The sequence below is a fragment of the Streptomyces sp. BV286 genome (assembly GCF_019090165.1).
In the GTDB taxonomy this organism is placed as follows: domain Bacteria; phylum Actinomycetota; class Actinomycetes; order Streptomycetales; family Streptomycetaceae; genus Streptomyces.
In genome coordinates this window covers 117,840-133,863 of the sequence record NZ_JAHRIB010000212.1, presented here as the reverse complement: position 1 = coordinate 133,863, position 16,024 = coordinate 117,840, and the positions used below count along the sequence as shown (strand labels likewise).

16 protein-coding genes are annotated in these 16,024 nt (G+C 71.4%); 7 read left to right on the top strand and 9 right to left on the bottom strand.

The annotated features are described in order from the left end of the window. Positions 1–62: 62 nt before the first annotated feature. Entirely contained in the window at positions 63–326 is a 264-nt protein-coding gene (locus KUF83_RS41185; RefSeq protein WP_217460243.1) for a DUF397 domain-containing protein, read from the bottom strand. After that, positions 327–1,187, bottom strand: coding sequence for a helix-turn-helix transcriptional regulator (locus KUF83_RS41180; protein WP_217460242.1), 861 nt, complete (start codon positions 1,185–1,187; stop codon positions 327–329). 178 nt (positions 1,188–1,365) lie between these two features. Between KUF83_RS41180 and KUF83_RS41175 the strand changes: the two genes are divergently transcribed. From KUF83_RS41175 to KUF83_RS41165, 3 genes are all read left to right on the top strand, one after another. Next, entirely contained in the window at positions 1,366–1,965 is a 600-nt protein-coding gene (locus tag KUF83_RS41175; RefSeq protein WP_217460241.1) for an ATP-binding protein, read from the top strand. Between the two features lie 83 nt (positions 1,966–2,048). After that, entirely contained in the window at positions 2,049–2,501 is a 453-nt protein-coding gene (locus KUF83_RS41170) for a hypothetical protein (protein WP_217460240.1), read from the top strand. 469 nt (positions 2,502–2,970) lie between these two features. After that, the gene (locus KUF83_RS41165) at positions 2,971–4,833 is read left to right on the top strand and encodes an ABC transporter ATP-binding protein (RefSeq protein WP_217460352.1); all 1,863 of its coding nucleotides are present in this window, start codon (positions 2,971–2,973) and stop codon (positions 4,831–4,833) included. Between the two features lie 22 nt (positions 4,834–4,855). Here the strand turns inward: KUF83_RS41165 and KUF83_RS41160 are convergent, their stop codons facing one another. From KUF83_RS41160 to KUF83_RS41150, 3 genes are all read right to left on the bottom strand, one after another. Then, the gene (locus KUF83_RS41160) at positions 4,856–5,023 is read right to left on the bottom strand and encodes a hypothetical protein (RefSeq protein ID WP_217460360.1); all 168 of its coding nucleotides are present in this window, start codon (positions 5,021–5,023) and stop codon (positions 4,856–4,858) included. A 175-nt stretch (positions 5,024–5,198) separates the two neighbouring features. Then, positions 5,199–5,894: a DUF899 domain-containing protein gene (locus KUF83_RS41155; protein ID WP_217460239.1), complete on the bottom strand. Its 696-nt coding sequence runs from the start codon at positions 5,892–5,894 to the stop codon at positions 5,199–5,201. Between the two features lie 182 nt (positions 5,895–6,076). Then, on the bottom strand, positions 6,077–7,435 hold the full coding sequence (locus KUF83_RS41150; protein WP_217460238.1) for an amidohydrolase: 1,359 nt from the start codon (positions 7,433–7,435) through the stop codon (positions 6,077–6,079). 254 nt (positions 7,436–7,689) lie between these two features. Here KUF83_RS41150 and KUF83_RS41145 point away from each other — a divergent pair, with 254 nt between their 5' ends. Beyond that, a complete protein-coding gene (locus tag KUF83_RS41145; RefSeq protein WP_217460237.1) occupies positions 7,690–8,640 on the top strand; it encodes an endonuclease/exonuclease/phosphatase family protein in 951 nt (316 codons plus the stop codon). 22 nt (positions 8,641–8,662) lie between these two features. Here the strand turns inward: KUF83_RS41145 and KUF83_RS41140 are convergent, their stop codons facing one another. The 4 genes from KUF83_RS41140 to KUF83_RS41125 form a co-directional block, all read right to left on the bottom strand. Beyond that, positions 8,663–10,720, bottom strand: coding sequence for an FUSC family protein (locus KUF83_RS41140; RefSeq protein ID WP_217460236.1), 2,058 nt, complete (start codon positions 10,718–10,720; stop codon positions 8,663–8,665). Between the two features lie 608 nt (positions 10,721–11,328). After that, positions 11,329–12,060, bottom strand: a complete 732-nt coding sequence (locus tag KUF83_RS41135) for a hypothetical protein (RefSeq protein ID WP_217460235.1) — start codon at positions 12,058–12,060, stop codon at positions 11,329–11,331. 76 nt (positions 12,061–12,136) lie between these two features. Next, positions 12,137–12,589, bottom strand: a complete 453-nt coding sequence (locus KUF83_RS41130; protein WP_217460234.1) for a hypothetical protein — start codon at positions 12,587–12,589, stop codon at positions 12,137–12,139. Positions 12,590–12,776: 187 nt separating this feature from the next. Further along, entirely contained in the window at positions 12,777–13,937 is a 1,161-nt protein-coding gene (locus tag KUF83_RS41125) for a peptidoglycan recognition family protein (RefSeq protein WP_217460233.1), read from the bottom strand. A gap of 153 nt (positions 13,938–14,090) precedes the next feature. Here KUF83_RS41125 and KUF83_RS41120 point away from each other — a divergent pair, with 153 nt between their 5' ends. From KUF83_RS41120 to KUF83_RS41110, 3 genes are all read left to right on the top strand, one after another. Then, the gene (locus KUF83_RS41120; RefSeq protein ID WP_217460232.1) at positions 14,091–14,582 is read left to right on the top strand and encodes a MazG nucleotide pyrophosphohydrolase domain-containing protein; all 492 of its coding nucleotides are present in this window, start codon (positions 14,091–14,093) and stop codon (positions 14,580–14,582) included. Positions 14,583–14,683: 101 nt separating this feature from the next. Beyond that, a complete protein-coding gene (locus KUF83_RS41115) occupies positions 14,684–15,166 on the top strand; it encodes a RidA family protein (RefSeq protein WP_217460231.1) in 483 nt (160 codons plus the stop codon). A 9-nt stretch (positions 15,167–15,175) separates the two neighbouring features. Further along, positions 15,176–15,853, top strand: a complete 678-nt coding sequence (locus tag KUF83_RS41110) for a gamma carbonic anhydrase family protein (protein ID WP_217460230.1) — start codon at positions 15,176–15,178, stop codon at positions 15,851–15,853. Positions 15,854–16,024 lie beyond the last annotated feature (171 nt).

Genomic DNA, 16,024 nt, shown 5'->3' with positions numbered 1-16,024 from the left:
AGAATGAGCGGAGACAGAGGGAGCAGGGAAAAACGGGGAACGAGAAGAGGCCGGTCAGGGCCTCAGGAGAGCAGGAAGTCCGCCTCCCCCGCCTTCGCTCCCTGGATGAACGCGGTCATCTCACCGGGGGTGTAGATGAGGGCCGGACCGTCCGGGTCGGCCGACTGACGGACCGCGATCCGGCCGTCGGCGAGCTTCATCGCCTCCAGGCAGTTGCCGCCGTTGCCCCCGCTCCACGGCTTGTGCCAGCCTTCGCTGCCCAGTTCCCTGGCGGGCATGCCGTTGTAGATCCGCGCGACGCGTATCCGGGACTTGATGCGATCCATTCACAGCTCCTTGCGGAGATCCAGCAGGATCTCCTTCGTGCGATGTGCCGTGGCGGCCTGCGCCGCCATGCGGTCCATGACCTCGAGGTGGGTTGCCACCTCGGTACGCGCGTCCAGGTAGACGGCGCCGGTCAGGTACTCGCTGTAGACCATGTCCGGCAGTTCGGGCATGGCAAAGCGGAACAGCACGAACGGCCCGTACGTGCCCGCGTGCGGCCCCGATGAGAACGGGGCGATCTGCAGGGTCACGTTGGGCAGCTTCGTGGCCTCGAGCAGCCTGTCGATCTGGCCGCGCATGACCTCGGGGCCGCCCACCGGGCGGCGCAGGGCGGTCTCGTCCATCACGGCCCAGAACCGGGGCGCGCCCTCGCGCGTCAGCAGTTCCTGCCGTTGCATACGCAGCGCCACATGGCGCTCGATGTCCTCGGGTCTGGTCTGGCCGATGGCGCCGGATTCCATGACGCCACGCGCGTACTCCTCGGTCTGCAGCACTCCGGGCACGAAGTGGGGTTCGTAGGACCGGATGAGGGAGGCCGCCCCCTCCAGGCTCACGTACATCGAGAACCAGCCCGGCAGGATGTCGTGGAACCTCTGCCACCAGCCCGGCTGGTTCGCCTCCTCGGCGAGCGTGACGAAGGCCTCGGCCTCCTCGTCGGAGACGCCGTACGACTTCAGCAGGAGCTGGAGGTACGGGATCTTGAGAGTTACCTCGGCCATCTCCATACGGCGGACGGTGGCGGCGGTGACACGCAGGATGCGCGCCGCCTCCTCGCGCTTGAGCCCCGCGCGTTCCCGCAGGTCCAGCAGGCGTCGTCCGAGGACGACCTGCCCGACCGTCGGCGCGGACCGCGGCTCGCTCACGTCCACCTCCATATATGTCCAGACAGCCCTGGCGGCGCCTGTTCGGGCCCCGTACGGGTACCCAACTGACGCCGCGCCACGTGCTGTTGCGAGCAGTGTGCCATGGCCATACCGCACAGAACACTGCACTCTGCAATTTTCAGAGTGACACTTGCCAAGTGTTCACGACGGGGAGATAGTGGCAAGCGTGATTCCGTCCGCGCCGTTAGGAACAGACGCCGCCGAGGACCGGTTCCGTCTTGGTGCCACTGCCGGGGTATGCCCCGACACTGCCGCCGAGCGCCGGTTCCGCTTCGAGCTGGCCGCACATCCGGGCTCCCCTGCACAGGCCCGGCACCTGACGCGCGCCCGGCTCTCGGGATGGGCGGTCTGCGAGGACACCTGCGACACGGCAGAGCTCGTCGTCTCCGAACTGGTCACCAACGCCATAGTGCACACGGCGAGCCGCCATGTGGTGTGCGAGCTGCACGACGGCGAGGACCTGGTGCGGATAGCGGTCCGTGACGAGGGATGTGCGCCGGGTGAGCCCCACCCGTCGCCACAGCGTCCCGAGGAGGAGCACGGGAGGGGACTGCTTCTCGTCGCGGCGATGTGCACTGCCTGGGGCGCCCAGGAAACCGGTCCCGGACTGCTGGTCTGGGCCGAACTGCCGCGCTCGGCGAACAACGGCGCCGAGCCGCGGTCGGACCTGGGCTGGAGTGCGAGGAGCCGGCCGGCCCCAGCCGGCTCCTCGCCGACGGGGATACACCCGCCCGCCGCCGGGCATGGATGGTTTTGACCTGAATCGTTCCAGCCGGTCTCCGGCCGGTTCGGACATCGCGAGACCCAGACCGGAAAACTGCGAGAACGGACGGGGGCCGAATGGGTGTGAGGGCTGGCTCGGTCGGTGCGTCACGGGTGCTGAGCCTGGACACGTTGGTCCGCGTGGAGCGCGGCCGGACGGCGTCGGGCGCGGGCGCGTCACGACCGCTGACCGTGCCGGAGGGCATGCGGGCCCCGCTGGGCTGTGACGCGGTGGCGATGCCCGCGAGACTCGGCCCGCTCCTCATGCCCCGGCTGCCGCGTGTCGGCTGTGTGTACGCCGACAGCACGCACTGGTGGTGGCTCGTGCCCTCCGACTCCGATGTCGCCCTCGACTGGCCGGCGCCCGCGCACTACGCCACGGGTGCGCTCGTCCCCGCCTCGCCCGGTTTCCCCGGACTGATCCACACGCCGGACAGCACACTGCCGTACACCCCGCCGATCCCCCTCTACCTGGCCCTGTGCCGGCTGACCGGGACGCCACCGGCCTGGACCCGGCAGATCAGCGCCTGATTCGCGGCTTCGGCGCAGGAACTCCCCCGGTGCCCGGGCGCGTGGAGGCGCGCTTTCCCCGTCATGGCACAGCGCGCGGCCACAAGCGCCCGGGCGTGCTCCGGTCACGCCGTGACGGAGCGTGCGCGCGCCCTGCCCGACGGCGTCCTGCGCCGCGATAGTGGCCGTTCGTCCACGATCGGGGAGGTCATCGGTGGGGTCTGCTGAATCGGCGGAATCATCGGAGGGCACTGCGTCGGCGGGATCCAGGAGGCCGGGAAAGACGACGGGGCCCGGGAAACCGAGCAGCGCGACGGGAGCCGCGAAACCGAGGAAGGCCGCGGGAGCCGCGAAACCGAGCGACACGGCGGGAGCCGCGAAGCCGGAAGAGGCGTCCTCCCGGTCCGTCGGCGAGAAGAGCGGGGCGGGCGACGGCCCCGAGCCCTCCGAGTCCGAACGGCTGCTGTTCGGCGGGCCGTTGCGCTACGACATGGGCTGGTCGCAGCATTCCAACGCGTTCATGGAGCTGAACTTCCGTGCCATGGTGACGCGGCTGCCCGCCCTGCTCGCGTCCAGTTTCCGGCTGGCCTGGCAGGCGGACCGCCGGGCCGCGCGGATCGTCCTCGGTGCGGAGATGGGCCGCGGGCTGGCGCAGGCGGTGAGCCTGCTGGCGGTCAACAGCGTCCTGGGGCGCCTGATGGAGCGCGGCGCGGTCGCGGACCGGCTGCGGGAAGCGGTGCCCGCGCTGATCACGGTCGCCGTGGTGATGCTGCTGGCCGCGCTGCTGCGGGCCGCCTCGACGTACGCCACCGGCCGTCTCGAACCGAAGGTGGAGCGCGTCGCGACGGAGCAGTATCTGGAACGGGCCGCGGTCGTCGAACTGTCGGCGATCGAGGACGAGGCCTTCCACAAGCTGCTGGACACCGCGCAGTACGGTGCCTCGTCCGCCCGGCGCATGATCGGGATCGCCACACGCGTGGTGAACGCGATGATCTCGCTGATCGCGGCGGCAGGCGTCCTGACGGTGCTGCACCCGGCGCTGCTGCCGCTGCTGGTGACGATGACGCTGCCGAGTGCGTGGAGCGCGCTGACCATCGCCCGGCGCCGCTACGCGTCGTGGCACGCCTGGGTGCAGCACGCCAGGGCCGGCCGCCTGATCAGCGGTCTGCTCACCGAGCCCGCCGCCGCGCCGGAGATCCGCGTCCACGGCGTCGGCCCGTTCCTGCTGAAGCACTTCCGCTCCATGTCGGAGGCCGCCGAGACCGAACAGGCCCGCCTCGCCCGCCTGGAGGCACGGACCGGTCTGATCGCGGCCGCCTGGACGGGGCTCGCGACCGTGGCGACGTACGCGACACTCGGCTGGCTGCTGCTGGCCGGCGCGATGGCGCTGTCCGTGGCGGGCACGGCGGTCATCGCGATCCGCACGGGCTCCGCGAATCTCGACACGCTCGTCCTGGAGGTCAACACCCTGCACGAGGAGGCCCTGTTCGTCGGGGATCTGCAACGCCTGCACGTGGAGGCGGCCGGGCGCACGATCCCCGTCGGCGGTGAACCGCTGCCCGAGAAGCCGCGCGAGATCCGCTTCGAGAACGTCACGTTCACCTATCCGGGCAGCGCCGCCCGGCCCGCGCTGTCGGACCTGTCGCTCAGCGTGCCGCTCGGCAAGATCGTGGCGCTCGTCGGGGAGAACGGTTCCGGGAAGACCACCCTGGTCAAGCTGCTGTCAGGGCTGTACGAGCCACAGCGCGGCCGGATCCTGTGGGACGACGTCGACGCGGCGTCCGCCGACCGGCGGCAAATCGCCGAGCGGATCGCGATGGTGGCGCAGGACTTCAAGAGGTGGCCGTTCACGGCCCGGGTGAACGTGGCGATCGGCCGGGCCTCCGCGCCGCTCACCGACGAGCGGCTGGGCGAGGCCGTCACCGAGGCGGGCGCCGAGGATGTGGTGGCGGACCTGCCGCGGGGTCTCGACACACTGCTGGCCCGGATGTTCAGCGGCGGGCACGAGCTGTCGGGCGGCCAGTGGCAGCGGCTCGGTATCGCACGGGCGGCGTACCGGCGGGGCGCGATCCTCGTCGTGGACGAGCCGACGGCGGCCCTCGACGCACGCGCCGAACTGGAGGTCTTCGAGAAGATCCGGGCTCTGGCGGGCACCGGCCAGACGGTCATCCTGATCACGCACCGGCTGGCGTCGGTGCGCCACGCCGATCTGGTGCACGTCCTCGACCAGGGCCGTCTCGTGGAGTCCGGCACCCCTGACGAGCTGCTCTCCACGGGAGGGGTCTACGCGGAGCTGTACGGACTGCAGGCCGGGCAGTTCTCGGTGAAGGTACCGGCCCCGAAGGCGGGCTGAGATCCGCGACGGCCGGCCCCGCTCACTCGGCGAGCTCCCGTACGACGACCAGGAAGGTGTCCGTGGACAGGTCCATCACGACCTCGACGTGCTGTCCCTCGAGGCGGCGCGCATGCGCGAACTCTTCCGCGGGCCATGATCCACGCGGCCCGCCGGCGGGAAAGCGCTCCAGTACCGTTCGCCCGTTCACCACCCTGCACCTCCATGTTCGCGCCGCTCTTCTGCGAGCTCTTGAAGAGTTAAACGCCCATCATGGGGTGAAGGTCTCGCGAAGTGACGGCACTGAGACGTAGTCGACACACGGTCACAGTGGATCGTGCGGTCGCTCCCCGCCTGCCCCGTGCCTCCCTCGCGGGGGCACGCGCTCAGTCCTCGTATTCGTCGTGGTACCGGATCCGCTCACTGCCCGCGGGAGCGCCCAGGGCCGACGCGCGCCCCGCGGGCCGCTCCCACTCCTCCTGCCGGCCGAGGGCGGTGAGGTCCAGGAAGCTCGTGGTGGAGCCCAGTCCGTCGAGTCCGCGCTCGTAGGCCGAGTAGGTGTGGAAGACCCGGTCCCGGTCGCGGAGGAAGCAGCTCACCCCGGGCCGCTCATGGGGCTCCTCGCCCTCCGCGCCCTGGACCGACACCAGGAAGTCGTGGTTGAAGTCGTTCCCGTACGACGAGTACCAGGGCACGGTCCATCCCATCCGCGCCTTGAAGGGCAGGATCCTCGGGTAGGGCGCCCGGGAGACCACGGCCAGTTCGGTGCCCCGCGCGCGCAGGTGCGCGAGGTGCGCGATCTGGTCGACGAACGCCGAGCAGCTGCGGCAGCCGGCGTCCCACTCAGGCGCGAACATGAAGTGATAGACGACGAGTTGGTGCCGTCCCGCGAAGAGGTCGAACAGCGTCGCCTTGCCGTCGCCGCCCTCGAAGACGTACTCCTCGCCGATCTCGACCATGGGAAGGCGTCGCCGCTCCGCGTTGAGGGCGTCCCGCGCGCGGGTCGCGGCCTTCTCCTTGGCCAGCAGTTCCTCGCGCGCGGCGCGCCACTCCTCGCGCGTCACGATCGGCGGAAGCGTCATCGCTGCTCCTTCGGTGCGGTGCCATCTCCCAGGTGGACCGAAGGGACGGACGGAACTCATCGGTGGGGCGGGGATTTTCTTTTCCGGACGTGTCCGGGCCGGCTTCCTCCGAGGTCCGCGCGGCCCGGTCGGCCTTCTGTATCGGGCCGGGTGGCTTCTCGGTCCGGCCCGGGTGCGACGTCTCAGGTGTCGTAGTCCTGGATGCGCTTCCCGTGGCTCCGGTCGATGAGTGCGGGCATGCGCTCGTTCATCTCCCGTACGACCGCCGGGACGTCGAGGGTCAGGAGCTCGCGGTCGCGCATGAGGATCCGGCCGTCGACGATCGTCGTGCGTACGTCACCGGCGCGGGCGCTGTGCACGAGGGTGGCCGCGAGGTCGTGGACGGGCTGGGTGTGCGGGCCGGTCAGGTCGACCAGGATGATGTCGGCCCTGCGTCCCGGCGCGAGGCTCCCGATCTCCTGTCCGAGTCCGACGGCCCGGGCGCTCTGCAGCGTCGCGTGGTGCAGGGCCTGACGTGACGTCAGGCGACGGGCGTCGGCCTCGGTGAACTTCTGGACGAGCGCGGTGAGCGCCATGGACTCCCATACGTCCAGGGAGTTGTTGGAGGCCGCCCCGTCCGTGGCGAGTCCCACGGAGATGCCGAGTTCACGCAGGGCGCGTACCGGAGTGGTCGTGGGCCAGGCGAACTTGAGGTAGCCGCGCGGCGCGCTGGCCACGGCGATCCGGCCGGTCGCCCGGGCGAGGACGGGCAGGTCGCGTTCCATGATGCCGGTGCCGTGCGCGAGGAGCAGGTCCGTGTCGAAGAGGCCGGCGGCGGCCAGGATCTCGACGGGAGTGCGGCCGTGGCGGGCGAGGCTGGCTTCCGCCTGGTCGCGGTTCTCGGAGGCGTGGATGTGCACCAACAGGCCGTGCTGCGCGGCGAGTTCGGCGGTGGCGGCGAGGTCGGAGTCGTCCACGGTGTAGGGCGCGTGCGGAGCAAGCGAGGTGGTGATGCGGCCCTCTGCGGTGTCGCGGTTGCGGAGGGCGAAGTCGAGGGAGCGCTCGCGGCCCGCCGCGCCCTGGGAGGAGAAGAAGGCCTGCCCGAGGTTGGCGCGCAGGCCGCTCTCGGCGGTCACGGCGGCGACGGTGTCCATCGAGAAGTAGTGGTCCGCGAAGCAGGTGACACCGCCGCGGATCATCTCGGCGCAGGCGAGCCGCGCGCCCAACTCCACGTCCTTCTCCTGGAGGTTGGACTCGATGGGCCAGACGAACTCGTTGAACCACTCCTCGACGGGCAGGTCCTCGGCGATACCGCGGAGGGTGACCATCGGGGCGTGGGTATGGCAGTTGACGAGGCCGGGCATCGCGACCTGGCCCCGGGCGTCGATGTGTTCGCGGGCGGGGATACCGGCCGGCCCGGAGGTGACCGCCTCGATGCGGCCGTCGCGTACGACGATGGTGGCGTCCTCGACGAAGCCGATCTGTTCATGATCGTCGTGCACGAGGGCGGTACATGCGCTGATGATGAGATCAGCGGCGCTCTTCGCGTGGGCCGGGGACATCGGGCCGGTCCTCGCGGGGGCCGGGGAACTCGGGCCTGACCGTGCGGGGTCCGAGGGACTCGGGTGGGTCTTCGCGTCGGGCGTGGGCTCGGGCGAGGTCATCACGCCACCGTACGGCGGGATCGTGCCGTCGGGTGACGTGAACCGCGCATCCTGCCCCCGCCCTGTCGCCCCGGCGGTTTCACGCGCACGCTGGCCTCACCATTCGACGGGCGGCGCCCCTTGGACGTGGCGCGTCCGGGAAGGAGCCCGGCATGCTGCTCGGCACCTGGAACCTGGAGAACCTGTACCGGCCGGGCGGCGCGTTCGGCCCCCGGACCGAGGCCGCGTACAAGGCGAAACTCACCTCCCTGGCGGCCGTCGTCAGGGAGCTCGATCCCACGCTGCTCGGCGTGCAGGAGGTCGGCGATCCGGAGGCCCTGGAGGACCTGGCCGGGATGCTGGACGGGGACTGGCACATCGTGCTCTCGGAGCATCCGGACAGCCGTGGCATCAGGGTCGGTTTCCTCAGCCGGACGGCGCCGCGGACGATCACGGACACCAATGACTTCCCCGCACCGCTGCGGGCGGTCCAGGGCGACGACGACGGCGAACCGGTGCCCCGGACGGGCCGCGGAATTCTGGCCGTGGAGGTAGCCGCCCAGGGCATGACCCTGTCCGTGGCGGTCTGCCACCTGAAGTCGAAGCTGCTGACGTACCCGGGCAAGCGCTTCCAGCCACGGGACGAGGGCGAGCGGGCCCGCTACGGCGCGTACGCCCTGTTCCGGCGTGCCGCCGAGGCCACGACGCTGCGGACCGTCGCCGACGGTCTCCTCGACGGCAAGGGCAAGACGCGGAACGTGGCGGTGCTCGGTGACCTCAACGACGAGGTCACGGCCGCCACGACCCAGATCCTGCAAGGTCCTGCCGGGTCGGAGATCGGCACGGTCGGCTTCGAGCGGCCCGACCAGGGAGACGCAGCACGGCTGTGGAACATCGCGCCCCTCATCCCGGAGGAGCAGCGTTTCTCCCGTGTCCACGCCGGGCGCCCCGAACTGATCGACCACATACTGGTCAGCCGCCTGCTTCTCGACCATGTGACCGGGGCCGGGACGGGAGCCCCCGTCCAGGAGGCGCCGCTGCCGTCGGTCGACGAGGATCCGGCCGCGCGCCGGGACGCCGCGGGGTCGGACCACGCGCCGGTGTGGGCGCGCATAGAACCCTGAGGGAGCAGTCCGGCAGCGGCTGTCAGGCGCTGCGCAGGCCGGGCGGGGACTCCGCGGCGAGCCCGGCGCGTTCTCGCTGGTCGACGAGTTCGTCGAGGAGCGTGGCGAGGCGTTCGGTGTGCCGTGGGGTGAGCCGTCCCGTGTCGTCGAGGTGCACGGCACAGGCGGTGGTGGTGTCCACCAGGCGCTCCAGCGTGGCGGCGACCTCGTCGGTGCCTTCCGTGTGCCGGGCCAGGGTGGGCAGTTCGGCGGAGGCCCGGTCGATCGCGGCGCGGGCCTCGGCCAGCGTCCGGTAGGCCTCGCGGCGCAGTGCCCAGCGGGCGGCCCGGTCGTCGGTGGCGCTCAGCACGTGCGTGAGGTACGCGTGCGCGGCGTCGGTCGCGGAGGCCAGGCGTGCCTTCACGTTCCCTCCGCGCTGCCCCGGAGCCGGCAGGTGTCCGACGATCAGCACGATCGCGCAGGCCAGCAGCGTCTCGCCGATACGGCTCCAGGAGGCTTCCGGCTCACCGCCGACGATGACGAGGGCGAGCACGAGGACGGTGACCACGGCCGTCTGCGCGGCGAAGTGCCGGGTGGCGACGGGGATGAGGGCGCCGCTGACCGCCACGAGCGCGACGAGTCCCTCGGGCCGGGGCAGCACCGCGGCGAACCCCGCGAAGACGAGGGCGCCGAGGACGGTGCCTGCGGCCCGGTTCAGTACGCGTGAGACGAGCGGCCCGAGGTCCGGCTTCACGAGGAACACGGCGGTCGCGGGCAGCCAGTACCAGTGGACGTGGTGCAGTGCCTGCGCGACGGCGGCGCTGGCGCCGTAGCAGAGGGCGACCCGGAATCCGTACTCGCGCCCTGCCGTGCCCGTGACGGTGCGCAGGAGCGCTTTGACGCGCAGGGGCCGCAGGTGCAGTCCCTTGTGTGCGGTCTGCTCGGCGCCGCGTCCGAGCGGATGGCTGCCGGCGTCACCGCGGGGCCCGGGCTCCTGGCCGTCCCGGCCTCCGGTGTCCCCGGCACTCCTGACACTTTCGGTGCCCCGGGCGACTTCGGCGTCCTCGGCACTCCCGGCGTCCCCGGCGTTCCCGGTACCCGCGGCGCTTCCGGTCGTCCTGCCGCCGCGGTCGAAGGCTTCGGCGGCGTGCAGCAGCGCGTCGTCGAGGGCCCGCAGTCCGGGTACGGTCCGGGCGGGCGCGGGCAGCGGCCCGCAGGGTGCACCGGTCCGCACGGCGGCGGCGAGCCGGCGCGGCCCCTCCGCGGTACGGGTGGGCAGGGCGTCCCCCGCCCAGGCCAGCGCGGTCGCGGCCTCGGCGAGCGGCAGCGCGGCCGCGTACTGCGCCCGCAGCCGCCGCTCGGCCGAGGAGCTGGCGTACCGTCGCAGCCGCGGACCCGCGAGCGCGTCCTGAGCGTGATCGAGCGCGGCGGTGAGCGCGGCCCGCCGGGCCCCGGCCTGCCCGCCGCCGACAGCTGTCAGCAGCTCGGCGACGGCGTCGTAGACGTCCGCGACGGCGTCCCGCTCCCCGTCGAACCGAAAATCGACGGCCAGAGTCCCGGATTTCGTCCCGGGCGTGGGCAACGCGAGCCGCAGCACGATCAGCCAGCCGGCACCGGCGAGAAAGAACAGAGCCCGCTGCCATCCGGCCTCGGGCAACGGCATCCCGGCCCCGATGGCCGCGGCGACGAGCAACTGCGTCCCGGCCCCCGAGGCGACGGGTCCCACAGCGCTCACGGCGCCGGCGAGCAGCCCGAGGGCGGTGAGTATCAGGGTCAGCGGAACGGCCCCGAGGCCCTCCCCGGCGTACGTACCGACGACGAGCCCCGCGGCCCCGGCCAGCGCCGGCACCCCGATCCGGTGCACGGCGACCCGTCGGCTCCCGGGCCGGTCGTTGATCCCGGCGAGCATGGCGCCGAGGGCGGCCATGACACCGAGGGACTCCCGCCCCGTGAGAACCGCCGCGAGCAGCAGCGGCCCGGCGGCGAGCGCCCCACGCACGACGGCGTTCCACGGCACGGGGCCCCTCTGCGTACGCAGCGCGTGGGTGAGCCAGGGCGGCAGGACACGGGAAGCGGCGGAGAACGGGCGAGGAACGACCACGGGTGAGGGGCTCCTGTCGGTTCGAGGGCGAGGTGTTTGCCTTCGGGCGACGTCGGCCTGGGCGGTGGTGCCCACGCTAGGCGGGACTTCTGGAGCGTATGGGACGTATACGTTTCGGCGGTGTGACGATCGCCGGGAGGACCGCGTTCTTTATGTACGCAATCAGGAGGGGGCCGGGTGCCGGAACGGGAGCGGGCTCGGAGGCGTAGCCGGCCTCCGAGCCCTGTGATGCCGCCCATGTGGCACGCCGGCACGCTTGAGGACCCAGGTCAGTGTTATGTCGCCGCGTCCTGCCTTTGGACCACCGCACATCGAGCTGTGCGGGCCGGACTTGAACCGGCATTTCGACGCCCGGAGCCTGGGTCCGGTCGATCCGGCGATCGGCGGCGAATGGTGAGTCTGGAGCAATAGTCTGAGATTGATCGCGGTCTGCCTCTGCCAATTGGGCTACCGCGGCGCGAGACACCCTGTACGACGTGTACGGGTGCCGGGTTGGTGCCGCGGGGAGGACTCGAACCTCCACTGGAACCGCGCAGTCACGACAAGCTTCAGTTTCAGCTTGCGCTCCTCGCGCACCCCGGTCGCAGTGGACCGGGGAGTCTTCGAGGCTACCCGAACAGGTAGCCGAACACGGCGTCTCCGACGCGCTGGTCGGTGACGTCGGCGCCATTCGCCTCTTCCCGGGCGAACTTGACGGCCTGCTGCATCTTCTCGACGCGGTCGAGCAGCTCGTTGACGCGCCGGGCAGGAAGGGCACCGGAGAATTTGACGGTCGTCCAGTACCCGACCGGGATGTCCTCGTAGTACACCTCGACCTGCGCCGGGTGCTTCTCGGTGGCCTCCGCCTTCACGTGGTTGCGGGGAACCTTCTTCGTCCGCAGCGTCCTGACCGGCTCGGTCTTCCACGCGTCGGTCGACGGGTCCTGCACCCACGACTCGGAGGCGTCGAGCACGGGCAGCTTCCGCACGAAGGTGTTGAGGTCGGTGAGCTGCTTCTCGAGAAAGAGCAGATAGGACACCGGGACGTCGGCGACGAGCACCCGCCCGTCGACCTTCACGTCCGCGCGCGCCTCGCAGTTGGCCCAGTCCTTGGTGGCGGTCACGTCGAACAGCCGGGTCAGCGTCGCCGCGGTGTCCCGCAGCACGTCCTCCGCCTGCACCTGCACCCGCGTCGACTCGGGCGGCAGCTGCTCACCCTCTTCGTCCTTGGGCTGGTACGTACGCGAGATTCCGGCCAGCAGGGCCGGCTTCTGCAGCCCGTGATGGGCAGCCGTCAGGTCCTGATGGGACTTGGACTTGATGCCCTTCTCGACTGCGATGATCTGATTGAGTTTCGCCACGCCGGTGACGGTAGCAGCGGCAACGGCTCCTGATCGAAGGGTTTTTGAGCGCAGGCTTTCTCAGCGTGCCCCGTCGTCACCCGCCACGCCGTGGTTCTCCGGCCGACCGTGTGTCCCCGATCGTCACGCCGCCTTCCACCGTATGCGCCTGAACCGCCGCGCCGTTGGTCACACTGCCGCTGATCGTGTTGTGGACGATGCTCGTCGCGGGGGGCGTGGGCAGCGGGCCCAACTCGGCCAGCAGGGCGCGCAGTTCCGCCGCCGCCTCCGGGTCGTCGCGCAGGGTGCGGCGGAGGCGGCTGCGCCAGGACGCCTGTACGTCGGCCGCGGCGTCCTCGTCGTCGTCGTTCCGAGCGGCGACCAGATCGGCCCGGGACGCCTCCAACTCGCCCGCGACGGCCTCTTCGTCGCGCCCCCGTGAGAACAGGACGACGACCCGGTCCCGTACGTTTCCCCAGCCGTCGGTGACCATCTGCTGCACGAGAGCCGTGGCCCCCGCCGTCGCCAAAGCCGTCAACTCCGCGTCCATCAGGTCCCCTTCGTCGCCCTTCCGGGAAACCAACGTTAGCGGGAGCGGCCGACGCCCGCGCGCGTTGCGCAAGACCCTTCGGCCTCCTGCCAGTTCGGCGGGGTGGCCCGGCCCAAAGCCACAGCCACCCCGCCGAATTCGGCTCCGGCAGCCGGGACGACCGGTGCCCGAATCGGTTCCGGCCGGCTCAGCTCCCGCCCGCCACAGCCTTCCGCAGCGTCGCCAGCTCCGTGTACATCACTTCGCCCGGGCACTCCGTCGCCATCCAGTCGCGGTGGCCACTGATCTCGTCGACGTCCCTGGTGGTGCCGTTGATCGGGTTGGTGTACGTGACCTTGGCCTGCGGGTCGACGCCGTGGAAGCGGGTCAGGGCGCGGACCAGGCCCGTGAGGGCCTTGCGGGCCGCGTCGGTCGGGCCCTGCTCCATCAGGTTACCGAGGAGGGCGATGCCGAGGTTGCCCGAGTTGAAGCCGCCCACGTGGAAGGCGGTCACGAGTTTGCCGTCCGGGTCGTGGGCCGGGATGCCGTCGTCGCCCGAGTAACGGCCCTCGTAGATGTTGCCCTCCTCGTCGATGAGGAAGTGGTAGCCGATGTCGCCCCAGTCGTTGGTGATCGCGTGCAGCTGGTAGATCGCGCGCACCGTGGCGGCCGGGTCCGGGTCGTTGTTGGCCGTGGCGGTGTGGTGGACCGTGAGGGTCTGGAAGGGGTAGTACGCCGTCGGCGTGTTCTCCGTGCCGTCCGGCTTGAAACGGAGCTTCTCGTCCGCGCCCCAGGCCGCACGCGACAGATAGGCGACGCCGCGTACGCGCGTGGTGTCCTCCGGTACGGCGACCTTGCGCGCCGGGCCCTGCGTGGTGTCGATGGCCAGCGAACGCAGACCCGTGGCACCGTCCGGGGCCTTCAGCTCGTAACCCGAGGCCTGGTCCGCGGGGATGAGCAGCGCGCCGCCGTTGCTGTCCGAACAGCCGTTGCCGCTCAGGGACTTCCAGGCACCCTTGGCGCCGTCGGCGTCGGTCAGCCGGATGCCGCCGCCGGCGGCCTTGCTGGTGCCGCTCCAGCGCACGCCCACGTAGCCGATGGGGAAGGCCGCCTCGACGGGGGCCTCACCCTTGGCCGCCTTGGCGCGGGTCTTGGGGAAGGTCTCCGTGGTCGTACCGGGCTCGGCGGCGGTGGCGTCCGAACCAGCCGCTTCCGAGGGGGTGTTGGCCATGACGACCGGCGTGAGCGCGGCGCCCGCCGCGACGGCGCCCGCGGCACCGATCAGCCCGCGTCGCGTGACACGTGACGGGGCGCGGTGCGAGGCGGGAGGGTCGGAAGGAGCAGAGGGAGTGGTGGGGGGAACAGTCATGGGGGTTCCTTAGGTGTTCCTGGTCGTTCCTGCCTGACGGCCGCGGGGGCGTGTGGGGTGCGCGAGGCCACGCTCCAGCCATGCTTGAAGACGCAAGGGATCATAGATGTTCGAACCGCCGGCACGGTCCGCGACCCCCGATGGAGTCCCGTGATGCAGTCTTCCGCCTCCCCCTCCCCCTCTCCCGCGCCCCCTCCTTCCTCCACTTCCCCCTCCCCCGCCTCACCAGGTCCCTCCTCGCCCGACTCGCCCGCGCGGTTGGTCCGTGAGTTCCATCGGGCGTTCGGGCTCGGCATCCGGGCGACGCCGACCGACGTGTCGCCGGAACTTGCCGCTCACCGTGCGGAGTTGCTCGCCGAGGAGGCCGCAGAGGTGGCGGAGGTCTCCGTGTCCGGGCCGCTCGACAGGCTGGCGCACGAGCTGGCGGACGTCGTGTACATCGCCTACGGCACCGCGCTCGTCCACGGCATCGACCTCGACGCGGTGATCGCCGAGATCCACCGCGCCAACATGACGAAACTCGGACCCGACGGACGGGTCGGCCGCCGGGCCGACGGCAAGGTCCTCAAGGGAGAGCACTACCGCGCGCCGGACGTGTCGGACGTCCTGCGCAAGCAGGGCTGGGAGCCTCCACCGGCCGGCTGACACCGAACGGCGGATATTCGGATGCGGCTCCGCGAGCCGGGGTCGCATCATCGGCGGGGTTGCACCACAGCACCCACCGATCCGCCCGCGGGAGGCCACCCATGCTGAAGCGCGTCACCGTTCCCACCCTCTTCGCACCGCCCACCTACTCCCATGCCTCCGTGGTCGAGACCGGTACGCGTCTCGCGCTCCTCGCCGGATCCGTGCCTCTCAACGCCGACGGCGAGCTGGTCGGCCCGGGCGATCCCGTACGGCAGGCCGAGCAGGTGATCGCCAACCTGGGTGAGCAACTCCGGGCGATCGGCAGTGACTTCGAGTATGTCGCGTACACCGACGTGTATGTCGTGAGCGCCGACACCGCGGTGCTCTCCGAGGTCTGGAACGTCGTGGAGGCCTCCCGCCTCAGCGTCGGCCCGCACTCCTCCACCCTCCTCGGTGTCGCCTGCCTCGGATACCCGGGCCAGCTGGTAGAGATCACGGCGACAGCCGTGGTCCCGGTCTCGGCCCCTGAGCCCGACGCCGACGCTGTCACCGGCACCGGCACCGGCACCGGCACCGGCCAAGAGTCCTCGAACCAGGCCTAAAGTCGTCGGATGCTGATCGAACACCGCGGGCAGCGCCCCGTCGTCCCGGCCTCGGCCTACGTCGCCCCGTCGGCGGTCCTCTGCGGCGCCGTCGTCCTCGGCGAGCGCGCCCGTGTGCTGCACGGTGCCGTGCTCACGGCGGAGGACGGCGAGGTACGGACCGGCGCGGACGTCGTCGTCATGGAGAACGCCCTCGTGCGGGGCCGCCGACGCCACCCCGCGATCATCGGGAACGCCGTCCTCATCGGCCCGCACGCCCACGTGAACGGCGCCCGGATCGAGGACGAGGTCTTCGTGGCCACCGGAGCCTCCGTCTTCCCCGGAGCCGTCGTGGGCGCCGGTTCGGAACTGCGGATCAACAGCGTGCTGCAGGTGAACTCGGTCCTGCCGCCCGGCACGGTCGTACCCATCGGGTGGATCGCGGCCGGCGCCCCGCAGGCCCGGCTCTTCTCACCCGACCAGCACGACGAACTGTGGGCGGTGCAAAGGGATCTGGACTTCCCGGGAACGGTCTACGGAGTCCCCCGCGGCACCTCCATGCGGGACATCATGGCGCGCCAGAGCGACTTCTACAGCGCCCACCTGGACGACCGCGAACTGAACGACCAGGAACTCAACGACCGGGAGGCGGCCGACCGCGAACCGGGTGACCAACCGCCGTCGGCCGGCCAGTCGGCAGCCACCTGAGACGCGCCCGGCGGCGAACCCGGCCCATCGGACCAGGCCGATCGAACCAGGCCGATCGGACCCGGCTCTCCGGACCCGCCCCATCGACTTCGGCCCATCGCCGGCGCCCGCGCCCGAACCCCTGCCCTCACCCACACCCACGCCCGCACCCGCACCCGCACCCGCACCACG